The sequence below is a fragment of the Chryseobacterium cupriresistens genome, assembly GCF_046614675.1.
In the GTDB taxonomy this organism is placed as follows: Bacteria; Bacteroidota; Bacteroidia; order Flavobacteriales; family Weeksellaceae; genus Chryseobacterium; species Chryseobacterium cupriresistens.
The window spans coordinates 941,446-962,584 of sequence record NZ_JBKKJT010000001.1 but is presented as its reverse complement, the minus strand read 5'-3'; the positions used below and the strand labels follow the sequence as shown (position 1 = coordinate 962,584).

The 21,139-nt window shown below is 36.8% G+C and carries 18 protein-coding genes; 9 read left to right on the top strand and 9 right to left on the bottom strand.

Annotated features, from left to right (window positions below; genetic code table 11):
• Positions 1-58: 58 nt before the first annotated feature.
• Complete coding sequence (cmk, locus tag ACLI50_RS04485; protein WP_062670075.1) at positions 59-733, bottom strand: (d)CMP kinase; 675 nt, start codon at positions 731-733, stop codon at positions 59-61.
• Between the two features lie 84 nt (positions 734-817).
• Positions 818-1,810 carry a type IX secretion system protein PorQ gene (porQ, locus tag ACLI50_RS04480; protein WP_411413247.1) on the bottom strand — a complete coding sequence of 331 codons (993 nt, stop codon included), beginning with the start codon at positions 1,808-1,810 and terminating at the stop codon, positions 818-820.
• A 167-nt stretch (positions 1,811-1,977) separates the two neighbouring features.
• Here porQ and pyrH point away from each other — a divergent pair, with 167 nt between their 5' ends.
• Positions 1,978-2,685: a UMP kinase gene (gene pyrH, locus ACLI50_RS04475; RefSeq protein WP_076355472.1), complete on the top strand. Its 708-nt coding sequence runs from the start codon at positions 1,978-1,980 to the stop codon at positions 2,683-2,685.
• Positions 2,686-2,766: 81 nt separating this feature from the next.
• On the opposite strand, the gene ACLI50_RS04470 is transcribed toward pyrH, so the two are convergent.
• Entirely contained in the window at positions 2,767-4,122 is a 1,356-nt protein-coding gene (locus tag ACLI50_RS04470) for a lipase family protein (RefSeq protein WP_411413246.1), read from the bottom strand.
• 340 nt (positions 4,123-4,462) lie between these two features.
• Between ACLI50_RS04470 and ACLI50_RS04465 the strand changes: the two genes are divergently transcribed.
• Both ACLI50_RS04465 and ACLI50_RS04460 read left to right on the top strand, forming a co-directional pair.
• On the top strand, positions 4,463-4,795 hold the full coding sequence (locus ACLI50_RS04465) for a hypothetical protein (protein WP_411413245.1): 333 nt from the start codon (positions 4,463-4,465) through the stop codon (positions 4,793-4,795).
• On the top strand, positions 4,761-5,156 hold the full coding sequence (locus ACLI50_RS04460) for a hypothetical protein (RefSeq protein WP_411413244.1): 396 nt from the start codon (positions 4,761-4,763) through the stop codon (positions 5,154-5,156). The genes ACLI50_RS04465 and ACLI50_RS04460 overlap by 35 nt, the downstream gene beginning before the upstream one ends.
• A gap of 26 nt (positions 5,157-5,182) precedes the next feature.
• Here the strand turns inward: ACLI50_RS04460 and ACLI50_RS04455 are convergent, their stop codons facing one another.
• Positions 5,183-5,467, bottom strand: a complete 285-nt coding sequence (locus tag ACLI50_RS04455) for a hypothetical protein (protein ID WP_411413243.1) — start codon at positions 5,465-5,467, stop codon at positions 5,183-5,185.
• Between the two features lie 411 nt (positions 5,468-5,878).
• Here ACLI50_RS04455 and frr point away from each other — a divergent pair, with 411 nt between their 5' ends.
• Together frr and ACLI50_RS04445 are read left to right on the top strand one after the other, a co-directional pair.
• Entirely contained in the window at positions 5,879-6,433 is a 555-nt protein-coding gene (frr, locus tag ACLI50_RS04450) for a ribosome recycling factor (RefSeq protein WP_034694343.1), read from the top strand.
• Positions 6,434-6,630: 197 nt separating this feature from the next.
• The gene (locus ACLI50_RS04445; RefSeq protein WP_062670066.1) at positions 6,631-7,692 is read left to right on the top strand and encodes a 3-oxoacyl-ACP synthase III family protein; all 1,062 of its coding nucleotides are present in this window, start codon (positions 6,631-6,633) and stop codon (positions 7,690-7,692) included.
• A gap of 43 nt (positions 7,693-7,735) precedes the next feature.
• On the opposite strand, the gene ACLI50_RS04440 is transcribed toward ACLI50_RS04445, so the two are convergent.
• The 5 genes from ACLI50_RS04440 to ACLI50_RS04420 form a co-directional block, all read right to left on the bottom strand.
• Positions 7,736-8,527 carry a hypothetical protein gene (locus ACLI50_RS04440; RefSeq protein WP_202842444.1) on the bottom strand — a complete coding sequence of 264 codons (792 nt, stop codon included), beginning with the start codon at positions 8,525-8,527 and terminating at the stop codon, positions 7,736-7,738.
• Positions 8,528-8,658: 131 nt separating this feature from the next.
• The gene (locus tag ACLI50_RS04435; RefSeq protein WP_137904035.1) at positions 8,659-10,116 is read right to left on the bottom strand and encodes an LptF/LptG family permease; all 1,458 of its coding nucleotides are present in this window, start codon (positions 10,114-10,116) and stop codon (positions 8,659-8,661) included.
• A gap of 110 nt (positions 10,117-10,226) precedes the next feature.
• Entirely contained in the window at positions 10,227-10,874 is a 648-nt protein-coding gene (lolA1, locus tag ACLI50_RS04430) for an outer membrane lipoprotein periplasmic chaperone LolA1 (protein ID WP_202842440.1), read from the bottom strand.
• Positions 10,875-11,017: 143 nt separating this feature from the next.
• Positions 11,018-11,479, bottom strand: coding sequence for a hypothetical protein (locus ACLI50_RS04425; protein ID WP_110008766.1), 462 nt, complete (start codon positions 11,477-11,479; stop codon positions 11,018-11,020).
• 83 nt (positions 11,480-11,562) lie between these two features.
• Positions 11,563-14,142 (bottom strand): FtsK/SpoIIIE family DNA translocase, encoded by a 2,580-nt coding sequence (locus ACLI50_RS04420; protein WP_202842436.1) that lies wholly within the window; start codon positions 14,140-14,142, stop codon positions 11,563-11,565.
• 362 nt (positions 14,143-14,504) lie between these two features.
• On the opposite strand from ACLI50_RS04420, the gene ACLI50_RS04415 reads away from it, so the two are divergent.
• From ACLI50_RS04415 to ACLI50_RS04400, 4 genes are all read left to right on the top strand, one after another.
• Entirely contained in the window at positions 14,505-15,140 is a 636-nt protein-coding gene (locus ACLI50_RS04415; RefSeq protein ID WP_202842434.1) for a cysteine hydrolase family protein, read from the top strand.
• 361 nt (positions 15,141-15,501) lie between these two features.
• The gene (locus ACLI50_RS04410) at positions 15,502-16,083 is read left to right on the top strand and encodes a Crp/Fnr family transcriptional regulator (protein WP_202842432.1); all 582 of its coding nucleotides are present in this window, start codon (positions 15,502-15,504) and stop codon (positions 16,081-16,083) included.
• 526 nt (positions 16,084-16,609) lie between these two features.
• The gene (locus tag ACLI50_RS04405; RefSeq protein ID WP_411413242.1) at positions 16,610-17,356 is read left to right on the top strand and encodes a tetratricopeptide repeat protein; all 747 of its coding nucleotides are present in this window, start codon (positions 16,610-16,612) and stop codon (positions 17,354-17,356) included.
• Positions 17,357-17,601: 245 nt separating this feature from the next.
• Positions 17,602-20,871, top strand: a complete 3,270-nt coding sequence (locus tag ACLI50_RS04400) for a cytochrome c biogenesis protein CcsA (RefSeq protein WP_411413241.1) — start codon at positions 17,602-17,604, stop codon at positions 20,869-20,871.
• The last annotated feature ends 268 nt before the right edge of the window (positions 20,872-21,139 follow it).

Sequence of the window (21,139 nt, the reverse complement as noted above, 5' to 3'; positions counted from 1 at the left end):
ACAGTAATAAAACTTACAATTTGTATACCAAAGGAGGCCTGAAGCCTATTAAAAATTGTTAAATCTTTTTGATGTGAGATAAAATAAGCTGTATGGTTTCTTCTTTGGTGAGTGCCGAATTATCAATAACAATAGCGTCGTCAGCCTGCTTCAATGGGGCTATTTCACGCTCACTATCGATTTTATCGCGTTCTATAAGGTTTTGCTTTACCTGTTCCTTATCCGCCTCAATTCCCAGTCCTTTCAGTTCCAGAAACCTTCTGTTGGTTCTTTCATCAATACTGGCAGTAAGAAAGAATTTATAGTCTGCATTTGGCAGAACTACTGTCCCGATGTCACGCCCGTCCATAATAACGCCACCTTTTTCTGCCAAAGTGCGCTGTGACTGCAGGAGGAAATCTCTCACCTCTTTTTGCTTGGCAACAAGGCTCACATTATCAGATACGATATTGGTACGGATTTCCGTAGAGATATCTGTGTCATTCAGGAAAAGAATAAGGGTGCCGTCGTTATTTTTAAATTCAAGTTTGATCTGATTAAAAGAAGAGAACAATGTATTCAGATCAATCTCACCGTTTTCATTCAGACAATGCTGCAAAGCATACCAGGTAACTCCTCTGTAAAGTGCTCCTGTATCCATATGAATAAGTCCCAGTTGATCAGCAATGATTTTTGAGATAGAACTTTTTCCGGTAGACGAGTACCCATCGATAGCAATTACAGGTTTTTTCATACTGCAAATTTCAAGATTTTTTTTAGAAAATCAAGAGGAAGTAAGAAATTTTCGGAATAATTAAGAAATTTCCGGCCAGGAAGATTATTCTCCTCTGTGGCTGGAAAGGTCCATAGAAATTCCTATCTGATTGACGTTCGAAGAGTTGTGATATCTCGCGTGGGCATAATCAATACGGAATCTGGAAACTTTAACTCCAAATCCTGCAGAAAGTCCCGAGAAATTTCTTTGATCCGCAACCGCCAGCTCATTTCCTCTTTTTACATTATATCCCAGCCTGATATTGAAATTCTTTTCCGGAAACAATTCGGCTCCCAAAGAAAAGTGATCGGCAATCTTTCTGCCGGCACCCACTTTCTGCCCGTCCAGGTTTTCTTCTGAAGAAATATCAAACTTCTGAAGGTCATGTGCGGTAATAGTAATGGCAAGAGGGAAGTTCTTGATGATTTTGGTATATCCAAGATCGATTCTGAAAGGAAGATTTTCTCTTGTCCCGTTAAAGGATTTCAGCTGAAACCCAAAGTTTCTCATGACCAGTGAAACGACTTCCTTGCTCTTTTTATTATGATAGGTAATTCCCGCTGTTCCTGAGATCGCGGAAGAAGTATAGTTGTCAATTTTTGAGGTAATAAAATTAAGTCCTCCACCAATCGTCCAGTCTTCTTCAAACTGGTAGGCATAGCCTGCGCCAATCGCTACATCTGAAGCTTTGAATTCTCCGTTTTCAAAACCGCTTTCATCCGTCCTCGGAATACTTCCATAGCTCATATACCTTGCATTGATGGTAGCCATATGGCCATTCTCAAAGTCTTTGGCATAAGCAATCGTTCCGTATTTCGAGTCGGCAAGGTAAGCCGTTGCGTTTACAGAAAGCTGTTTGTCAGAATCTTTATTTAACAGGGCAGGGTTTGCAATAGCAAAGGAAACATCATAATCTCTTACCGAAATTGCATCTCCGCCCAAAGCAGCCTGTCTTGCAGATACAGGTACATTTAAGAAAGGATAAACATTTGTTCCTGTTTGCGCATAAGAAACAATTCCTGATAGAAATAATGAAAAAATGATAATTTTCTTCAACTCAATTTATAATTAATGCAAAAATAATCCTTTTTCGTACTTTTCAAAATATTTCTGACATTATTTCTATTTAAATATTTTTCTTTCATCAATATCTTTAATGATTATATTTGCAAAATCAAATTCCGGGGAAACCGGTACTAATAAAAAGTTATTAAAAATAAAAGATGAAATATAAAAGAATCCTTCTGAAACTGAGCGGTGAGGCCTTAATGGGAAACAGACAATACGGTATTGACAACGAAAGACTGCAGGAATATGCAGCTGAGATCAAAAAGGTAGTTGAAAAAGGCTGTGAAGTAGCGATCGTAATCGGAGGAGGAAACATTTTCCGTGGTGTTGCAGGAGCTGCCAAAGGAATGGACAGAGTGCAGGGTGATTATATGGGAATGCTGGCCACGGTAATCAACGGAATGGCTTTGCAGGGAGCATTGGAAGATGCAGGAATTAAAACAAGACTTCAGTCTGCTATAGAAATGGATAAAGTAGCTGAACCTTTCATCAAAAGAAGAGCGGTAAGACACCTTGAAAAAGGAAGAGTAGTGATCTTTGGGGCAGGAACAGGAAATCCTTATTTTACGACAGATACAGCGGCTACCTTAAGAGCGATCGAAATCGGAGCTGATGTGATCTTAAAAGGAACAAGGGTAGACGGAATCTACGACAGCGATCCTGAAAAGAATGCAGATGCTGTAAAATACAATTCATTATCTTTTGATGAAGTATTTGAGAAAAACCTTAAAGTAATGGATATGACCGCATTTACTCTGAGCCACGAAAATAAATTGCCAATCATTGTATTCGATATGAACAAAGATGGAAATTTAGAAAAAATCGTAGACGGAGAAAATGTAGGTACTTTAGTTGATTTATAATCAGTTTAACCGTTTAAAATATAAAAACACCTGTTACAGTAATTGTGACAGGTGTTTTTTATTAATGATTGTTTTAAGTACTTATTTGTCTGCTTCAACATTCTGTGTGGCATTTTCCTTTTCAACCAAAACATAACGGGAAGAAATCCATCCGATGATCTGATTTATTATTTTAAGAATCATCTCCAATTCCGTGACAGCAGTTACTCCCGGTACCAGCTTCACCTCTGGTTTTGGTAATGGCTGTGATAAAATAAGTCCTTCTACCTGTGGATTGGATCCTTCCGCAGGAATGCCATTATACATTCCTACATGCTGTACGGATAGCTGCAGCATATAGTCCTGCAAAGACTCAGGAGGTGTCTTAATGCTCACCGAGGAGGCACTTGAGTGTTGGAGCCGGCCTGGCAGCGATTGGTTCTGTATTCTTGTATAACTGGCTCCTGAATTTGAAGAATCAGCAATTGCCATCTTTTGTAAAGCGTTTAATAAGGCTGCCGTCATATAGGTAGGAGCCTGGCCATAAATCGTTGCAATTTTCCCCAGTTCCGATACCGGCCATGCATGAGGAACAACGTCCAGATCGTTCCAGTGCATGGTATTCCAGCTTTGATAAGTACCTGTCTGTTGCTGCCATCCCGGAGGTAATGGTGGGAATTTACTATTGAACAGATTGGCGAATGCTGCCTCACCTGGCGTTGGCCCGGCAGTAGGATATACAAGCGTTACCCCGAAAGCATCCAGATCTTTATTTTCTTTCAGATAAAGAGCAAGGGTAGGAGATAATGCTCCGGCAAGGCTATGTCCACAGAATATGATGGCTGTATCCGGATCCGGACTTAAGCTGGCAAGAAACTGTTGAAGCGTGGTATTGGGTGCGGCTGCATCACCCGGACTTATAAGTCCCAGAAGTATACCGACTCCGGTAGCCGTTCCTTTTGAAATATAAGGGTCAATGCCGTTAAAGGCTGATGGAGCAAAGTTGGAAGGATTATAAGTGGTCCAGTTTACTACTTCTGCCACTGAGAAATCTTCTGTTTCCCAATCGTAAAGTGACGAAGGATTAGTGGCAGCAATAGCCACAACGTAGGTAGGCAATGTAGGACCTCCCGGAAATGCGACAGCATCAGATTTAACAACATATAATGCATTATCTGCAACTCCGGTAGGAACTCCCTTTTCATTTTTTTCTTCGATCAGGGCAGGTCCCCAGACCAGATCCCAGTTTCCTAATTCCGCTACTGCTGTAGGATTAGCTATGGAAGGTGTTTTCTGATCCATTATTTTAACCGGAGGAACATTGTTAAAATAATAGGATAAATCATACTGAAGCTGTTGCTGTAGTTGGATACCAAAACCGTTGTAGCCTCCGGCACGGTTGGCAAGACCTGCCATACCGAAAACTTGTTGATAGGCATCTAAAGATGGATTTGTCATGATGTGATGGGTTTAAATTAGTTTATAATTGTTCATTTCTGCAAAATGTCTTATCCAGGACTTTCCGTTTGAAATACCTGCCGACGTTTCGTTTAAAAGAATAGAGTAAAGGACGTTATTAAAAATGATATCACACTAAGTAGAAATAACCAAAATGTTTGGTAGGTATTTGTACCCGAAGCTTTTGCTTGCAGTTGGATTTTTAGGTAAAAACAAGTTTCTTTTTTCAAAGAGGAGATTAAGAAAGAAAATCCCATATCGCTGAAAACAGTAGTTTCTCAACAATATACAAGCATTCTTTTTAAGATGGCTTTTTATTATATTTGTGAAAACAGGTATTATGAAAGATTTTTTAACACATGCAGGATTGTATGAAAAAAAGGTTATTCTCGAAGATTATAAAGTTGGAAACAAGAATTATTATAAAGAGGAGCATTTTAGCGGCATTACATTCGATTATTATTGTGAAGAAGAGGAAAAAATCACTACTTTCCAAACAGGTTTAGAATATTCAGGACCTGCTTTCTATAATGGAGAAATACATGATGGCTATTTTAAAGATGAATTTTTAGATTTCACATTTAATGCAATTTGTACTTGTCAGTCTTGTAAAAAACAAATAGTAAACTTTTTGCTACATGTATTTAGGAGTTGGTGCCTTGGGCTATTTTAGAAGAATAGTGGAAAGCGAATTAATGCACATTGTTACTGAGGTGAAAAGCCTTCCGAATTCAGATAAAGGTGCAATACAAAAATTACTAGATGAATATGAAAGAAGTGGAAGAGTTGCTTCAATATATGAGAATATTTTTGAGTTCTTACCATTAAGTCTGCAGAGTATTGATTATAATCCACTAATGTTGTTGTATAACCAAACATCTGAAGGACTGCATAGTTATTCGGAGGAAGAATCTTTAGATAAAGCGTTTAAGGTGAAAGCTTTGCTTGATTTCGTTATCATAAAAATTAATGAAGAAAAATCAACACTTAAAGATATTAGGCAAATAGTAAAAGATTTGCGACCTGATCAATAAAAATAGCCCATTAATTGGGGCTTTATTTATTTTTCTTTTGTACAGAATTCAGAGTAAGATATTATTGCCTCATGGAAATAATTAAAGGAAATTCCTTTTTGTATTATTGTACTGCGTACTTTCTCAATTGATAAACCCGTAGCATTTGATAGTTTGTTAATAATCGGGATTCCAATATCAGTAATTTGTCGGTAATCCTCGGAACTCATAATGCCTTTTTCTTTTACAATGTTGTAAACATTAATAAGCTTTTTTGAAGGGACCGAAAACCATTTTTCAATAATGTCTAATTTAGCTTCAATATTTTCCATTAGTTTGTTTTATTTCAAAGTTAATTCTTTTCCTTTAAGTGCAAAGAAATGTTTTGGAATTGATTGAAGAGTAAAATAATAATACTTGGCAGGATACAAAACAAAAAACTCATTAAAAAAACATCTCCCTAATTGCTCAACTTAAATCCGCCAAAGCAAAACAAGCAACAAATAACGACTGGCAATAAAACAATTTTGCACAGTGTCCTATTTAAAAATATCAACGTTTTCACAAAATACAGAATGCAGTCTTACCAGAATATGGAAATAATCATTATTTTTGCAGCACTGAATAGCAAAAAATAATTTAAAATAGTAAGAAAACACTGATGTTTACAGTGTTTTTAGTTTTAATTGATTGATATTCAGATGGATTAATAGATGTGTAATTTATCAAACTATACTATAATAATGGAAGAATTAGATCTTATATTAGAATCTGTAAAACAAGACATGGATGCAGCGGTAAAGCACCTGGATCACGCATTTCAAAGAATTAGAGCAGGACGTGCTTCTACGACAATGGTTCAGGATGTAATGGTAGAATACTACGGAGCAATGACTCCTATCAACCAGGTTGCGAATGTTTCTGTTCCGGATGCAATGACAATCTCTATTCAACCTTGGGACAGAACAGCAATCAATGCGATTGAAAAAGCAATCATTAATTCCAACTTAGGTTTTGCACCTTCTAACAACGGGGAAAACATTATCCTTAATGTTCCGCCTTTAACAGAGGAAAGAAGAAAAGAGCTTGCAAAACAGGCTAAAGTGGAAACTGAGAACACTAAAGTAACGGTAAGAAATGCAAGACAGGACGGTTTGAAAGAACTTAAAAAACTGGAAGGAGTTTCTGAAGATGTCGTAAAAGGCGTGGAAGAAGAAATCCAGGCTTATACTGATAAATACGTTAAGCTTTGCGATGAGCATCTTAAGACAAAAGAGGCTGAAATTATGAAAGTATAATTTTCAGTTTTTAAAATATTTGTAAAGAGGTTTCCGATGTGAGACCTCTTTTTTTATTATTTTTCAGCCATTATTTTAACTTTTTATGATGCAATGCATTCTTATTCCATACTATATTGTGAAGTATTTACGTTCATTCATTATATTTAATGAATTATTCCTGACGTTCAATTAAAAAACAGGAAACAGATACTATAATGATGACAAAAATAATCGGGGTAGGAAATTATATCCCATCGGAAACAATAACCAATTTATTTTTTGATAAACATATTTTTCTTAATGAAGAAGGGATTTTATTAAAGGAGAATAACGCTTCCATTACGGATAAGCTTAAAAAGATTACAGGTATTGAAGAAAGGAGATATGCACATAGTACACAGGTCACTTCAGATCTGGGCGTCATTGCGGCGCGTGCAGCTATAGAAAATGCAGGAATCGATCCTGAAACATTAGACTATATTATATTTGCCCATAATTTTGGGGATGTTCGCTTCGGAACGGTTCAGTCTGATACGGTGCCCAGCCTTGCTGCAAGGGTGAAGCATGTATTGGGAATCAGAAATAATTTCTGTGTGGCCTATGATGTTCTTTTCGGATGTCCGGGATGGATTGAAGGGGTAATTCAGGCTCACGCGTTTATCAAATCCGGTATAGCGAAGCGATGCCTGGTTATTGGGGCAGAAACACTTTCCCGTGTGGTAGATATCCACGACAGAGACAGTATGATCTATGCCGACGGTGCCGGGGCGGCTGTTCTGGAAGTAAATCAGGATGATGATGCCGGGATCAAATCCCATTTGTCAGCTTCTTATACCCTTGAAGAAAAAGACTATCTGTATTTTGGAAAATCTTACAACAACGAAAGATGCCCGGATACCCGGTATATTAAGATGGATGGTCGTAAAATATATGAATTTGCTCTCGTGAATGTTCCGGATGCCATGAAAAAATGTCTGGACAACAGTGGATATTCCATTGATCAGTTGAATAAGATTATTATTCATCAGGCGAATGAAAAAATGGACGAAGCCATCGTTAACAGGTTTTATCAGCTGTATGGAAAACCGGTTCCGGAAAATATCATGCCTATGGTTATTCATAAATTAGGTAACAGCAGTGTGGCTACGATTCCTTCTTTGCTGACGATGATTTTGCAGGATGAACTTGAACATCATAAAATCAAAAAAAATGATATTGTGTTATTTGCTTCAGTAGGAGCAGGGATGAATATCAATGCTTTTGTGTATCAGTTTTAAAAATAAAAAGAGGTTTCCAACCGGAAACCTCTTTTTGTATATTCTATTTACAGTTCTCATTGTAATCATAGATCACTTCATTGATAATTGAAAGTTTATCCACCGTTGAATTGTTGATTTCATCCCGGATGAATTTTCCAAGACCGCTTCTTTTCTTCTCTTCGTTTTTCAGGGAACCATATTCTCCCTTTGTTATTTTTGCTTTTACGTAAGGGCAGTCTGCCAGGATAATTTTGGCTTTTGCGGGCGTTAATTCTTCAGCTTTTCCTCCTTTCTTTGAAAAAATATAATTGGGATTCTCTCTTAACCGGTCTGTTTCTCTCTGCGTGATGGCCTGAGTACTGTTTGCAGAAAGAGCCGTAGGGTAGCCATAAAGCTTATAAACTGTAATTTTGCCCTCCGTTACGACTTCTGCAAACTGTTCTGTTCTTGACAGATTGTTGATTGCCTTAAAGCCGGCCGATAATCCTGTTGAACTTTCAGAGCTGTTCAAGGCTTCTCTCATGTTTGAGTATTTTACAGACTTGAAAACCCTCGGAGTGTCACCTTCATACAACATATATTCTTTGATATCGTCTGTGTCGTAGGTTTTGAATTTTATCTTATTCTTTACTTTGTCAATATCAGCAATGGCCGCAAATTTTACTTTTAACTGATTTTGCCACGGACTTGAATAGCCGCCGTGCAGATGTACAACACCTTCAATTTTCTTTCCGGATTTGTCAATGATGTAGCCGTATTTTTCACCGTTGTAGGTTCCGGTTTCATCCTGATCCTGAGCATGGGCATTGAGTGACACAAGACCGAACAGGCCAATAAGTAGTAATTTCTTCATGGTTTTGTTTTAAATTCCCACAAATATAAATTTTTAAATTCAAAATCATTATCAATTAAATATTGTAATAATAATCAACAAAAAAGCTCCGGAATTTCTCCGAAGCTTTTAATTTTATTTTAAAATCAGAATTATTGGTATCTCTGATGTTCCTTACTTTTGGTAAACCTTTTGGTGATAGGTTTGAACAATGCTTTGTATTTTTCTGCATCAAACAGTTGCGAATCTGTAAGTGCTTTATAAGTCATCCAGACTCCAAAGGGAAGAAGGATCAGGTTGGGAAGCCATGCTGCAAGATAAGGATTCATTTTCCCGCTCCATGACATATTTTCCACCCCGACATTCATGACATAAAAGATGATGAAAATAACGATAGCGATGATGACCGGAAGCCCCATTCCTCCTTTTCTGATGATAGAACCTAAACTTGATCCAATCAAAAAGAAGATGATACAGGTCACAGAATAGGCAACAATTCTCTGCTGGTAAATCACTACCTTACTGAAGTATTTTACATTAGAACTGTATTCATTCTTTTTGGATTCCAGTGTTGATTTCAGGTTGTCCAGCCTGGTGTAGGAATTATAAATGATTTCCATTTTTCTTTCACCTTTTACCGTATCCAGTTTGATCTGGGTTTTCGGAGCAGCTTTATGTTTATTCCCTTTATCCATATAGGTAATCACAGAATTGGTCTGGTTAAGAACTTCCGAACCTATATTGTCAAAGAACTGTTTATTGTCTTTTTTGGTTTTGGTAATCGTTCCGTCAAGCTGGTTGTAGGTCTGGAAACGGTAGTCATCCGTAATCTGTTCCTTTTCGATCGCTTTATTGATGATTTCACTGATGTCAAAGTGAGAAACCAGTGTATCGAATTTAATAGCCTGGTCCGGCTGTTTCAGCCTTACGTTATCGCCTTTTCCGGCAAAGGCATCTTCAAATACATAACCGTTATACAGTACCAGTTTTAAAAAGTTCTTGTTGGCCGCTGGAACAAATTTTCCTTTTTCTGCAACAACAGACTGCTGGTTTTCGTAAGCATTGGCTTTTTTATGAACAAAAACGCCTTCAATATTTTCACCGTTCTCCCCGTATATTTTATCAAATTTTACCATATAACCGGGAATCTGATCAATAAACTGTCCCGGAGTAAAGTTGATAGCCGGTTTGGTTTGAGCAATATTAAAAAGCATATTCTTGGCTTTTTTCTGAAAATCCGGAATAATATTGTTGGAAAAGAAAAACAGCATGATCGCAAGTGCTGTTGAGATTCCAAGAAGAGGCGTCATTACTCGGGTCAGAGGAATTCCCGCTGCTTTCATGGCAGCAAGCTCGTAGCGTTCTCCAAATTCACCGAACGACATAATACTCGCCAGAAGGATGGTAAGCGGTAGAACCATACTGATGACGTTTACTCCAAGATAAAAAAGAAGTTTAAGGATCTGCCAGTAGCTTAATCCTTTTCCCATAAACTGTCCCAACTGTACCCAGATAATGTTTACAATAAAAATGAAAAACAATACGCTGAATATAAAGAAAAACGGTCCAAAGAAGGTTTTTATAATGTATCGGTCTAGTATTTTTAACATGCGCCAAAATTAATCAAAAAGCCACAAAGTTTACTTGTGGCTTTTTATATTTTGTTATTTTTTTAACTTTAAAAGTAAATTTACATAGTTGCGAATTCACTTTCAGCTTTTTAAAGTTCTGTAACGATGTAGTTTTTAAACTTATTTTTGTCAAAAACAAACATATTAGGATCCAGTTCCTGGTTTTCTTTATATTCTTTAATAGCAATTACTGCAACATCTTTATTGTTTCCGTGCTGTTCCAGTTTTACCATCTGCTTTTTCGCTGAATCGACAAAAAGGTATACATACTTTATTCCGTTGGCTTTTACTGGAGTCAGTTTAATAAAATCGGCATTCACGCCATTCACTATTTTCTTACCGTTGTATGTTACATTATAATCGTTTCTATACGTTGTAAGATAGTTGATAGGGGAGAACATGGTGCTGGTTCCGTTGGGCTTGGCAATGGTAACTTCCATATCATCGGCGTTGATGTTGTAAATTTTATTTCCGTCAAAGATCTGTTCCGTATCCATGATCTTCAGTTTGTATTTCTCTCCGGCAACATAATAAATACCAGGTTCTGTTTTGGTCACCTGTCCGTTAAGGCCGCTTCCAAAAGAAAATTTGAAGTAAGAATTCTTTTTAGAATTGTAGTTGGCTGTAATATCATCCAATATCTTTTTAGCTTTCGCATCAATCTTTTGAGCGTTGGCCATACCTACTGCACCTACAACAAAACTTCCCAATATAACTTTTGAAATAATATTTTTCATTTTCTTAATTTAATAATCGTTAGATTTTCTTTAATTCTTAAGGTTAAAACGATGTGTTTTTCCTTTAACTACGCAGATCTTCCAAAAACTGTTCCAAAATCCACCTTTTAATGCCTGATACTTTATGGCAGATAGGTTACAGATTATCTTGTTTCCGGTCTTTCAATGTACTGATCAAATTTTTCAGGAAGAATATTGGTCACAGTTAACTTATTGGAAGTAATGGTTGGTTCAATTTTAATTACTTTAGTATTTTCATCAATTTCAACCTGATGCTTACTTCTCATATTTACCATATCTATATGAAGAACCGTAAACTCATGTTTTCCTTTCTCTAAATCAACAATAACATATTCTTTCGGTCTGATTTGTCCTAATGATTTGCCATCAAGTCCGATATTCAATCTTGCCGTGTTATCCATTTTATGGAGAATTCCGGCGCCGTTATAAATAAGTACTTTGCCATTTCCCAGCGTGTTATTATCAATAACGTCCAGTTTCACAGAAGCATAATCACTGGGAACAGTTCTTAAGGCGCATGAAGATAATGTTAATGTACATGCCAGAAGACTCAATGCAATAGTTTGTTTTAATGTAATTTTCATGGTAATAGTTTTAGTGATTCTTATATCCCGGTCTCCAATCAGGAGTATCCGGGATTAATCTTTGTATTGATGATTTTTTATAATTAGTTTCTTAAATCTTCAAGAAACTGTTCCAGAGAATGAAGATCACTGATCAGAACCTCTCTTGCTTTAGCACCATTGAATCCTCCCACAATACCACTTGCTTCCAGCTGATCCATAATTCTTCCGGCTCTGTTATAGCCCAGTTTCAATTGTCTCTGAAGCATTGAAGTAGATCCCTGCTGGGTAGAAACGATTATTCTTGCGGCTTCTTCAAATAAAGCATCTTTTTCGTTCGGGTCAAAAGCACCTACTGTACTTGATGAATCTTCAGATACGTATTCAGGAAGTAATAATGCTGAAGAATACCCTTTCTGTTCTCCGATAAACTCTGCCAGTCTTTCCACTTCCGGAGTATCCACGAAAGCACACTGAAGTCTCAGGATCTCGTTTCCGTTGAAATAAAGCATATCTCCTTTACCAATCAGCTGATCTGCTCCCGGAGAATCAAGGATGGTTCTGGAGTCAACACTGGAAATTACCCTGAAGGCAGCTCTTGCAGGGAAGTTAGCCTTGATCATACCTGTAATAACATTAACGGAAGGTCTCTGTGTAGCTACAATAAGGTGGATTCCTACGGCTCTTGCAAGCTGTGCAAGTCTGGCAATCGGTAATTCAACCTCTTTTCCTGCCGTCATGATCAAATCTGCAAACTCATCTACTACCAATACGATATACGGTAAATAACGATGTCCGTTTTCAGGATTTAATTTTCTTTCCGTAAACTTTTTATTATACTCTTTTAAGTTTTTACAAAAAGCATTTTTCAGAAGATCATATCGGGTATCCATTTCAATACAAAGAGAGTTCAGTGTATTGATTACTTTATTGGTGTCTGTGATGATGGCTTCTTCTGCATCCGGTAGTTTTGCCAGATAGTGTCTTTCAATTTTAGAATATAATGAAAGTTCCACTTTTTTAGGGTCTACCATGACGAATTTCAGTTCGCTCGGATGTTTTTTATAAAGAAGGGAAGTAAGGATAGCATTAATACCAACAGACTTACCCTGACCTGTTGCTCCTGCCATCAATAAGTGAGGCATTTTTGAAAGGTCAGCCATAAAGATTTCGTTGGAAATGGTCTTTCCGAAAACTACCGGAAGATCCATATCCGTATTCTGGAATTTCTGGGAAGCGATAACAGAACGCATAGAAACCATGGTAGGATTCTTTCTTGGCACTTCGATACCGATTGTTCCCTTTCCTGGCATTGGCGCTATAATTCTGATTCCTAATGCGGAAAGGTTCAGCGCAATATCATCCTGCAGTTTTTTAATCGCTGCTACTCTGATTCCTGCTTCAGGAACAATTTCATACAGCGTAACTGTAGGACCGATTGTTGCTTTAATCTCTGCGATTCCAACATTGAAATTCTTAAGAAGTCCGACAATCTTGTTTTTATTTTCTTCTAATTCTTCCTTATTGATAGAAATTTCTTCATTACCGTAATCTTTCAGCAAATCTACAGGTGGCATCTGGAAGTTGGCCAGATCTAGCTTGTGGTCATATAAACCATGCTTTTCTACCAGTTCCTGAGACTTTTTATCAGAATCATCCAAAACATCAACCACCTGTGCCACTTCTACATTGAATTTAATATTTTCCTGTGCCGAAGCAGTGGTTACTGCCGGAGACGGAGTAGAAGGTCTGATATCAAATGCTTCCTCCGGGCTTGAAACCGGAACAATGGGCTTGGTAGAAAGGTTTAAGCTTACCTGTTGAGAAACATCTCTTGGCTCTGCTTCAAAAGAAGTATGGTTGGGCGTAGAAATGGTTTCTATTTCGTTGGAAACCGGAACCTCAGGAAATCCTTTCGGAGCACTTACAGGTTCTGGTTCTTTCATTGTATTGACAGGAGTTGTAACGGGCTTGTTGGCAACATCACTCACCGTAACTCTGGAAAGCGTCTCTTCTTCCGCTTCCTCTGCTTCCTCTTTCAATTCCTCATCAGCTTCGAAATCATCATTGGAGTCCGGCATCATAGATTTTACTTTTCCAATCGTATTTTCATTGATTTTATCCAGTTTCGCTTTGATAGAACTTGGACGAAGATTGAATTCAAGAATAAAATAGAGAAGAATGCTTGCAGCTAATACCGTCCACAGACCTACTGCTCCGATGATAGAGTTAAGATAGTCCATGATCTGATATCCATAAACACCGCCTAAAACACCCTGGCCTTTCGTAAGTGCCCCCATAAAAATAGGAAGCCAGCAGATGAAAAATAAAGAGTGGCCGATCGTTTTCCACGGTTTGAAGATTTTCTTCTTAAGGATCAGAGTCCCCACTACAAGGAATAAAAATGCAATGATAAATGAAGCAATACCAATACTTTCAAAAATGAAAATATTTCCAAGCCAGTCACCTACCTTGCCAAAGATATTGGAAGATTTTATGCTTTTGTCCAGCATGGTTCCGGCCTGGCTTTGATCTGCTTTCCAGTTCATCAGATAAGAGACGAATGAGAGTGCAAGAACAGCCGATAAAAGTATAAAAGTAAGCCCGAAAAAAATACGTGGCTTAGATAAGATTCTGCCTTTCTCAGGCGATTCAGTCGGTTTTTTTTGTGTCTTTTTATCCATAATATCAATGTCGCAAATTTAATGTTTTATTCAACACTAAATAAATCTTTTTTATCCAAAAAACATTTTGGTAATCCCGCTTTTATAAAGGGTATTTAAAATTTTTACTTTAAGAATATTTTCTCTTATGACAGAATAAAATAAGGTTATTTTTTTGGCTTATCCAAATCTGATACCGTTAAATTATATTAACTGTTTATGAGTTGTTTTTCTTTAAAAAGGTAATAAAATTTTTGATTTAATCGGACAGAGATGAAAAAAATTAACAATATTAAAGTTTTTAGATAGCAACAGTGTTTTTTGAACTAGTTCAAAGGTCAGGAGGTGAAGCCTCTGTAATTTTGGCCAATACAATTTTACTCATGAAAAATAAATTTAAAACTATTCTGACCTCTTGTCTGATATTAATTTCAATGATTACAATGAACGCACAACAACAAAAAACGGAACACACGGCGCTATTAATTATCGACGTACAAAACGATTATTTCCCGGGCGGAAAAATGACACTGGAAAAAAGCGTACAGGCCGCTGAAAACACCAGAAGAATTTTAGAATATTTCAGGAACAATCATCTTCCTGTCATTCACATTCAGCATATTTCTACCAATGATGGTGCAACGTTTTTCCTTCCGGGTACAGAGGGCACTAAAATCAATCATCTGGTTTTACCGAGGGAAGATGAAAAAGTTATCGTTAAGCATTTTCCCAACAGCTTCAGAGAGACAGATCTTCTAGGTTATCTTCAGTCAAAGAAAATTAAAAATCTGGTGATTACAGGAATGATGACAGATGTCTGTGTGGAATCTACAACCAGAGCTGCTTTTGATTTCGGGTTTACCAATACCATTATCGGAGATGCTACAGCAACCAGAAACCGTGAACTGAATGGGGAAGTGATAAAGGCTGAAGAAGTTCAAAGATCCTTTTTGGCCGGGATTTCTGCTCTTGGAAATCTTTATGCCCGTGTAATAAATACTGATGAACTTTTAAAATAAGGCTATTTTTTAGATAGGGAACGTGTACAATGAACTTCAATTTTTGTTGGGTAAACGCAAAGGTGCAAAGTTTTATCATACGTATTGTTTAATTTAAGACGCAAGGAAATCGAAGATTTCCAGCAAAATGAATCTAATAAATTTTATCATAGATAAAATCCTTGCGCCTTAAAAACTGCTGATATTTCAAAAAAATCTTGGCGCCATTGCGTTTTCTAATATTTTTTATTTAGCAAATACCGAAGATTTCTAATAAACTTATTTAAAAAGATCATTTGCTTAATATAAAAACAGCTTAACATAACTTAATTTGATAAAGGTGCCAATAATTTTGATACCTTTATTTTGCTTAAATAATCCGATGTCCGATTTACTTTTTAAAAATATCAGTCAATATATCAATCTTCCAGAAGAGGATTTTCAAAAGTTTGCAAAGCCTTTTGAACGCAAAACATTTAAAAAGAAAGAAGTGGTGCTCAAAGAAGGAGATTATTGTTTCTTTGAAGGATTTGTTCTGAACGGGTGTTTTAAAATCTATTATCTCAATGAAAACGGATTGGAGCAAACCTTATATTTTGCGGTTGAAGGCTGGTGGATTACTGATATTGACAGCCTCATCAATACCGTTCCCAGTATTCTCAATATTGAAGCCCTTGAAGACAGTGAAGTTTTGATGATTTCTAGAAAAGATAAAGAAAATCTGTATAAAACAATGCCGCAGATAGAAAAGCTTTTCAGAATCATGAACCAGAAATCTTCGGTAGCGTTGCAGAGAAGAATTCTTTCCTTAACGGGCAAAACAGCAGACAAACGATATCTTGAATTCCTTGAAAAGTATCCTGGATTGGAACAACGGATTACCCAGCAGCAGGTAGCATCCTATCTGGGAATTACCCATGAGTTTTTAAGCAAAATCAGGAGGAAAATGTCATTGGAAAAATAAGTATATTGCAACAGTTTTCTTTATCATATCAGGATTTGTATCCGATTAGGATAAAGAATGATAATTAATAACCGATTGAAGACTTTTTAATGGAATTTTTTGGTGTCCCCGGAATTTTTATTTTCATCTTTTTAATATTGATCAGACCTTTAACAGTCTTTTTTCATGAAATGGGGCATGCCGTTACCGCCTGGCTGGTGACAAGAAAGAAAGTACATGTCTTTATGGGTTCTTACGGAGATAAGGATAACAGTTTTCTCATCAATTTCAAAGATTTTTCTTTTTTTTTTTTTAAAATCCCCTTAAATGGGGAAGAGGACTCTGTGAAAGTGAAGAAAAAAGATTTTCTGTCAATAAGCATATTTTATATGTATTTGGAGGGCCGGCTGCATCATTATTACTGGCTTTACTCTCTTATTTAATCATTTCAAATACTCAATTTCTTACTTTGTTTTTCATCATCTTAATGGTTTCTTCAGCAATTGATTTTTTGATCAATATTTTTCCGAGCCACAAACCTATTTATATGAGTGATGGAAGATTAATATTTAACGATGGAAAAGCTATTGTCAATCTTATCCGTCAGAAAAAACTGCCTAAAGAATATACAGAAGGAATCTATAAATTTAACGAAAAGAAGTATTGTGAAGCGGCATCAATCTTTGACAGTTTACTGCAGGAATCAAAAGATCTTGATATCTACAGGATGGCAATAGTATCTCATATTAATGCTAAGAACTTTGAAAAAGCAAAAGAGACAGCCATTACATTCAAAGAAAATAATTCTTCCATGACTACGGATGACTGGACGAATTTTGCATTGACCTTTACTGAAACAGGATCGTTGGAAGAATCTCTTGAATATTATGATAAAGCCTTAAAAATAAATCCGGACAACAAATTTGCTTTAAATAATAAAGGGTATACACTAATTCTCCTCGAAAAATACGAAGAGTCTATCCCTTTATTAAACAAAGCTATTTCAGTGGATAAAAAGTTTTCATATTCCTATAATAACCGCGGACTGGCAAAAATTAAATTAAACCTTTGTGAAGAAGGACGTAAAGATATTGAAGATTCATTAAAGCTTGATTCGCAAAATGCTGATGCCTATAAAAATTTAGGAATTTACCATATGAAAAAAATGGAGTATCAGGAAGCAATGGATTTGTTTTTAAAAGCTAAGAAAATGGATGGATCATTCACCGGAATTGATACTTTAATCAATAAGCTGAAATTAAAAATGGAGGTGAATCATACTTTGGATACGTAAAATGTTTTATATGAGTTGATTATGTTGAGAATATGGAATTGGTTATAGAGTTTCTCAATCAGTCGGATAGGCAATATAAATCCAGATATTTACATTTTTAAAAATTGAATTTTTCTTAATGTTTCTGGGGCTTATTAAGAACGTTTCAAAATAAGCAAAACCAAGGCCAAAGTGATAAAAAACAGCTTTTTTTAAGCTCTTTGTGGTTTATCATGCTTATTTTTGCATGTCAAGTACAATAAATCATGAAGAAGCTCCAAGATATTCTTATCTCAACCAGGACAATGGCTGTATTGTTGCTGGTGTACGCATTCGCGATGGCTTATGCAACGTTCTTAGAAAACGACTACGGAACTCCTACAGCAAAAGCATTAATTTATGAGGCTAAATGGTTCGAACTGATCATGGTCTTACTGATTCTCAATTTCATAGGAAATATCGGAAGATACAGACTGTGGAAAAAAGATAAGTGGCCGGTTCTTGTTTTCCACCTTGCCTTTGTTTTTATTTTTATCGGTGGTGCCATCACCAGATACATCAGTTTTGAAGGAACAATGCACATCAGAGAAGGTGAAACGTCCAACGAAATCGTAACCGATAAAAATTTCTTTAAAATTCAGATCGAAGAAAAGGGTGATGTACTGAATTATCAGGATGTTCCTTATCTGATGTCTCCGTTACACAAAGATTTCAAAGCAACTTATGACTTCCACGGAAAAGAAGTGAAAGTGTTTGCCAAGGAATACATCCAAAGAAAAAAAGACAGCCTTGTAGCTGAGCCAAATGGTGCTGAGTATCTTCATCTGGTTTCTACCGGAAATACTGGAAGACAGAATATTTACATCAAACCGGGAGAAACAAAATCCATCAACGGTACTTTGGTGACATTCAACAGAGCGATTGAAGGTGCTGTTGAATTTAAAAATGAAGGCGGAAAATTATTCATCAAAACTCCTGTAGATGCCAGCTATATGACCATGGCTACACAAGCAACAGGAACTACAGTGAAAGATGCGTTTCAGCCTTTGGCATTAAGAAGTTTATATACCATCAACGAGCTGAAGCTGGTAGTACCTGAAGGTCTTAAAAAAGGAAGACTGATGGCTATTGAAGGCGACAGAAAGAAAGATGCTAATGTTCCTGATATGCTTCAGATTGAGCTTCAGGGACCAAAAACAAAACAAATTGTAGACCTTTCGGTTGAAAAAGGAAACCCGAATGCTTACAAGCAGGTTACTATGGACGGTTTAAACATCATGGTAGGTTTCGGACCTAAAGTATACAACACGCCTTTCGCATTGAAACTGGATGATTTCGTGATGGAAACATATCCGGGAAGTTCATCTCCAAGTGCTTATGAAAGCCACGTAAAAATCATTGACGAAGGTAAAGAAACTCCTTATAAAATCTATATGAACCACGTTCTTAACCATAAAGGATACCGTTTCTTCCAGTCGAGTTTTGATCCGGACAGAATGGGAACCGTTCTTTCTGTAAACCACGATTACTGGGGAACTTTGATTTCTTACATCGGATACGGACTTTTATTCCTTGGAATGTTTGTCATTTTCTTCTGGAAAGGAACTCATTTCTGGAAATTAAATAAAATGCTGGCTGACGTGAATAAAAAGAAAGCAGCAGGTATCCTTTTATTGTTCTTAAGTTTAGGTTTACATGCACAAAAAATCGAAACTCACGGAACTACCGACGGAAGCAGAGAACATATTCATGTTGAAGGAGACAATCATTCCCATGCTCCGGCACCGTCTGCCCAGCCGCTTGATGGCGCTGCTCCAAAGCAGAACTCTCTGGCAACTCCAATGGGAAAAATGAGAACTATTTCTCCGGACGAGATCATTGCAAGAAACAAAATCAGTAAAGAACACGCTGATAAATTCGGATATCTTTTGGTTCAGAACTTTGAAGGAAGAATTGTTCCTATCAATACAGAAGCAATCGATATTTTAAGAAAATTATACAAGAAAGACGAATTTAAAGGAACAGACGGAAAATCTCTTACAGCCAACCAATGGTTCCTTTCTATCAATACAGATACTCCGAGCTGGACAATGGTTCCGATTATTAAAGTAGGAACTAAAGGAGGTGATGAGCTGAAGAATAAAACAAAAGCAGATGAAGATGGTTATACTTCATTGATGAACCTTTTCCCTGCAGATGCAAACGGTAATCTTACTTATATTCTTGAGCATGATTACAACACCGCGTTCCGTAAGAAACCGGCTGAACAAACAAATTATGATAAAGAAGTAATTGCTGTAAACGAAAGAGTACAGATCTTCAATGAGTTTTTCAGCGGTCAGTTTATGAGAATTGTTCCTGTGAAAAATGATGCTAATCACACTTGGCATTCATGGTTAGATCAGAAATTCGAACCGGATATGGAATCTCAGCAGGTAATGGGACCTTATTTTGCAGAAGCGCTTACGGCACAAAAAACCGGTGACTGGAGCAAAGCAGATGCAGAATTGAAAAAGCTTTCAGACTATCAGCAGAAATGGGGTAAAGCAGTTGTTCCTGCTAAATCCAAAGTAGATCTTGAAGTATTTATGAATAAAGTAGATATTAACTTCAAATTATTGATCTTCTACACGCTTATCGGTGGTCTTCTTCTGATCTTAGGTTTTGTTGAATTATTCAAATCAAATAAAGTATTAAATAAAGCAATTAAAGTAATCATTGCGATTGGTTTAATTGGATATCTGTGTCATTTCTTAGGACTTGTTGCAAGATGGTATATCTCAGGACACGCTCCTTGGAGTAACGGATACGAAGCAATTATCTTTATCTCCTGGGTAGGTATTACGGCAGGTTTAATCCTGTACAGAAATGCCAATGCATTGATTCCTGCAGCAGGATTTATGGTAGCTGTTATCATGATGGGATTTGCCCATGGAGGTTCAGCTCTTGATCCGCAGATTACACCACTTGTTCCGGTATTGAAATCTTACTGGTTAATTGTTCACGTAGCTATTATTACATCAAGTTACGGATTCTTCGCGCTCTCCATGATTATTGCTGTAATCTCATTGGTATTCTATATTATCTCTAATAAAGAAACGTATAAAATTCACCACGATACGACATTGAAGGAACTGGTAATTGTTTCTGAAATGTCATTAACCATCGGATTATTTGCTTTAACAGTAGGAAACTTCTTAGGAGGAATCTGGGCGAACGAATCATGGGGAAGATACTGGAGCTGGGATCCGAAAGAAACATGGGCTTTCATCTCTATCATGGTATATGCATTTGTACTGCACATGCGATTAGTACCGGGATTGAGAAGCAGATGGGCATTCCACGTAGCAACAATGTTTGCATTCTGCTCAATGGTAATGACCTATTTTGGAGTAAACTATTACTTAAGCGGACTTCACTCATACGCAGCGGGAGATCCGGTACCTGTACCAGCCTGGGTATACATCGGAATCTCAACAATGATTATTTTATCAGCTGTTTCTTATATCAAGTTTAAAGCTTTAACAAAGAAATAAAATACTGAAACTATAAATTAAAATCCCGGAATTCACTTTCCGGGATTTTTTTATTTCTATTGTTTTTAGCATTAGGGTCAGCTGTTTTAACGCTAAGGATCGCAATGATTTTGGGATACTAAATATTGCTCTCAAAGGCGTTTCACTCAGCAAAGAACTAGCGGTCTTAGCTAAACGAATTGGCTTTGCGAACAAAAATATAAGACATCCTAATAAATTAAACTTCCGAACTTTGCATTAGTTAAAAATTCCCGGATCCCGAAACTCG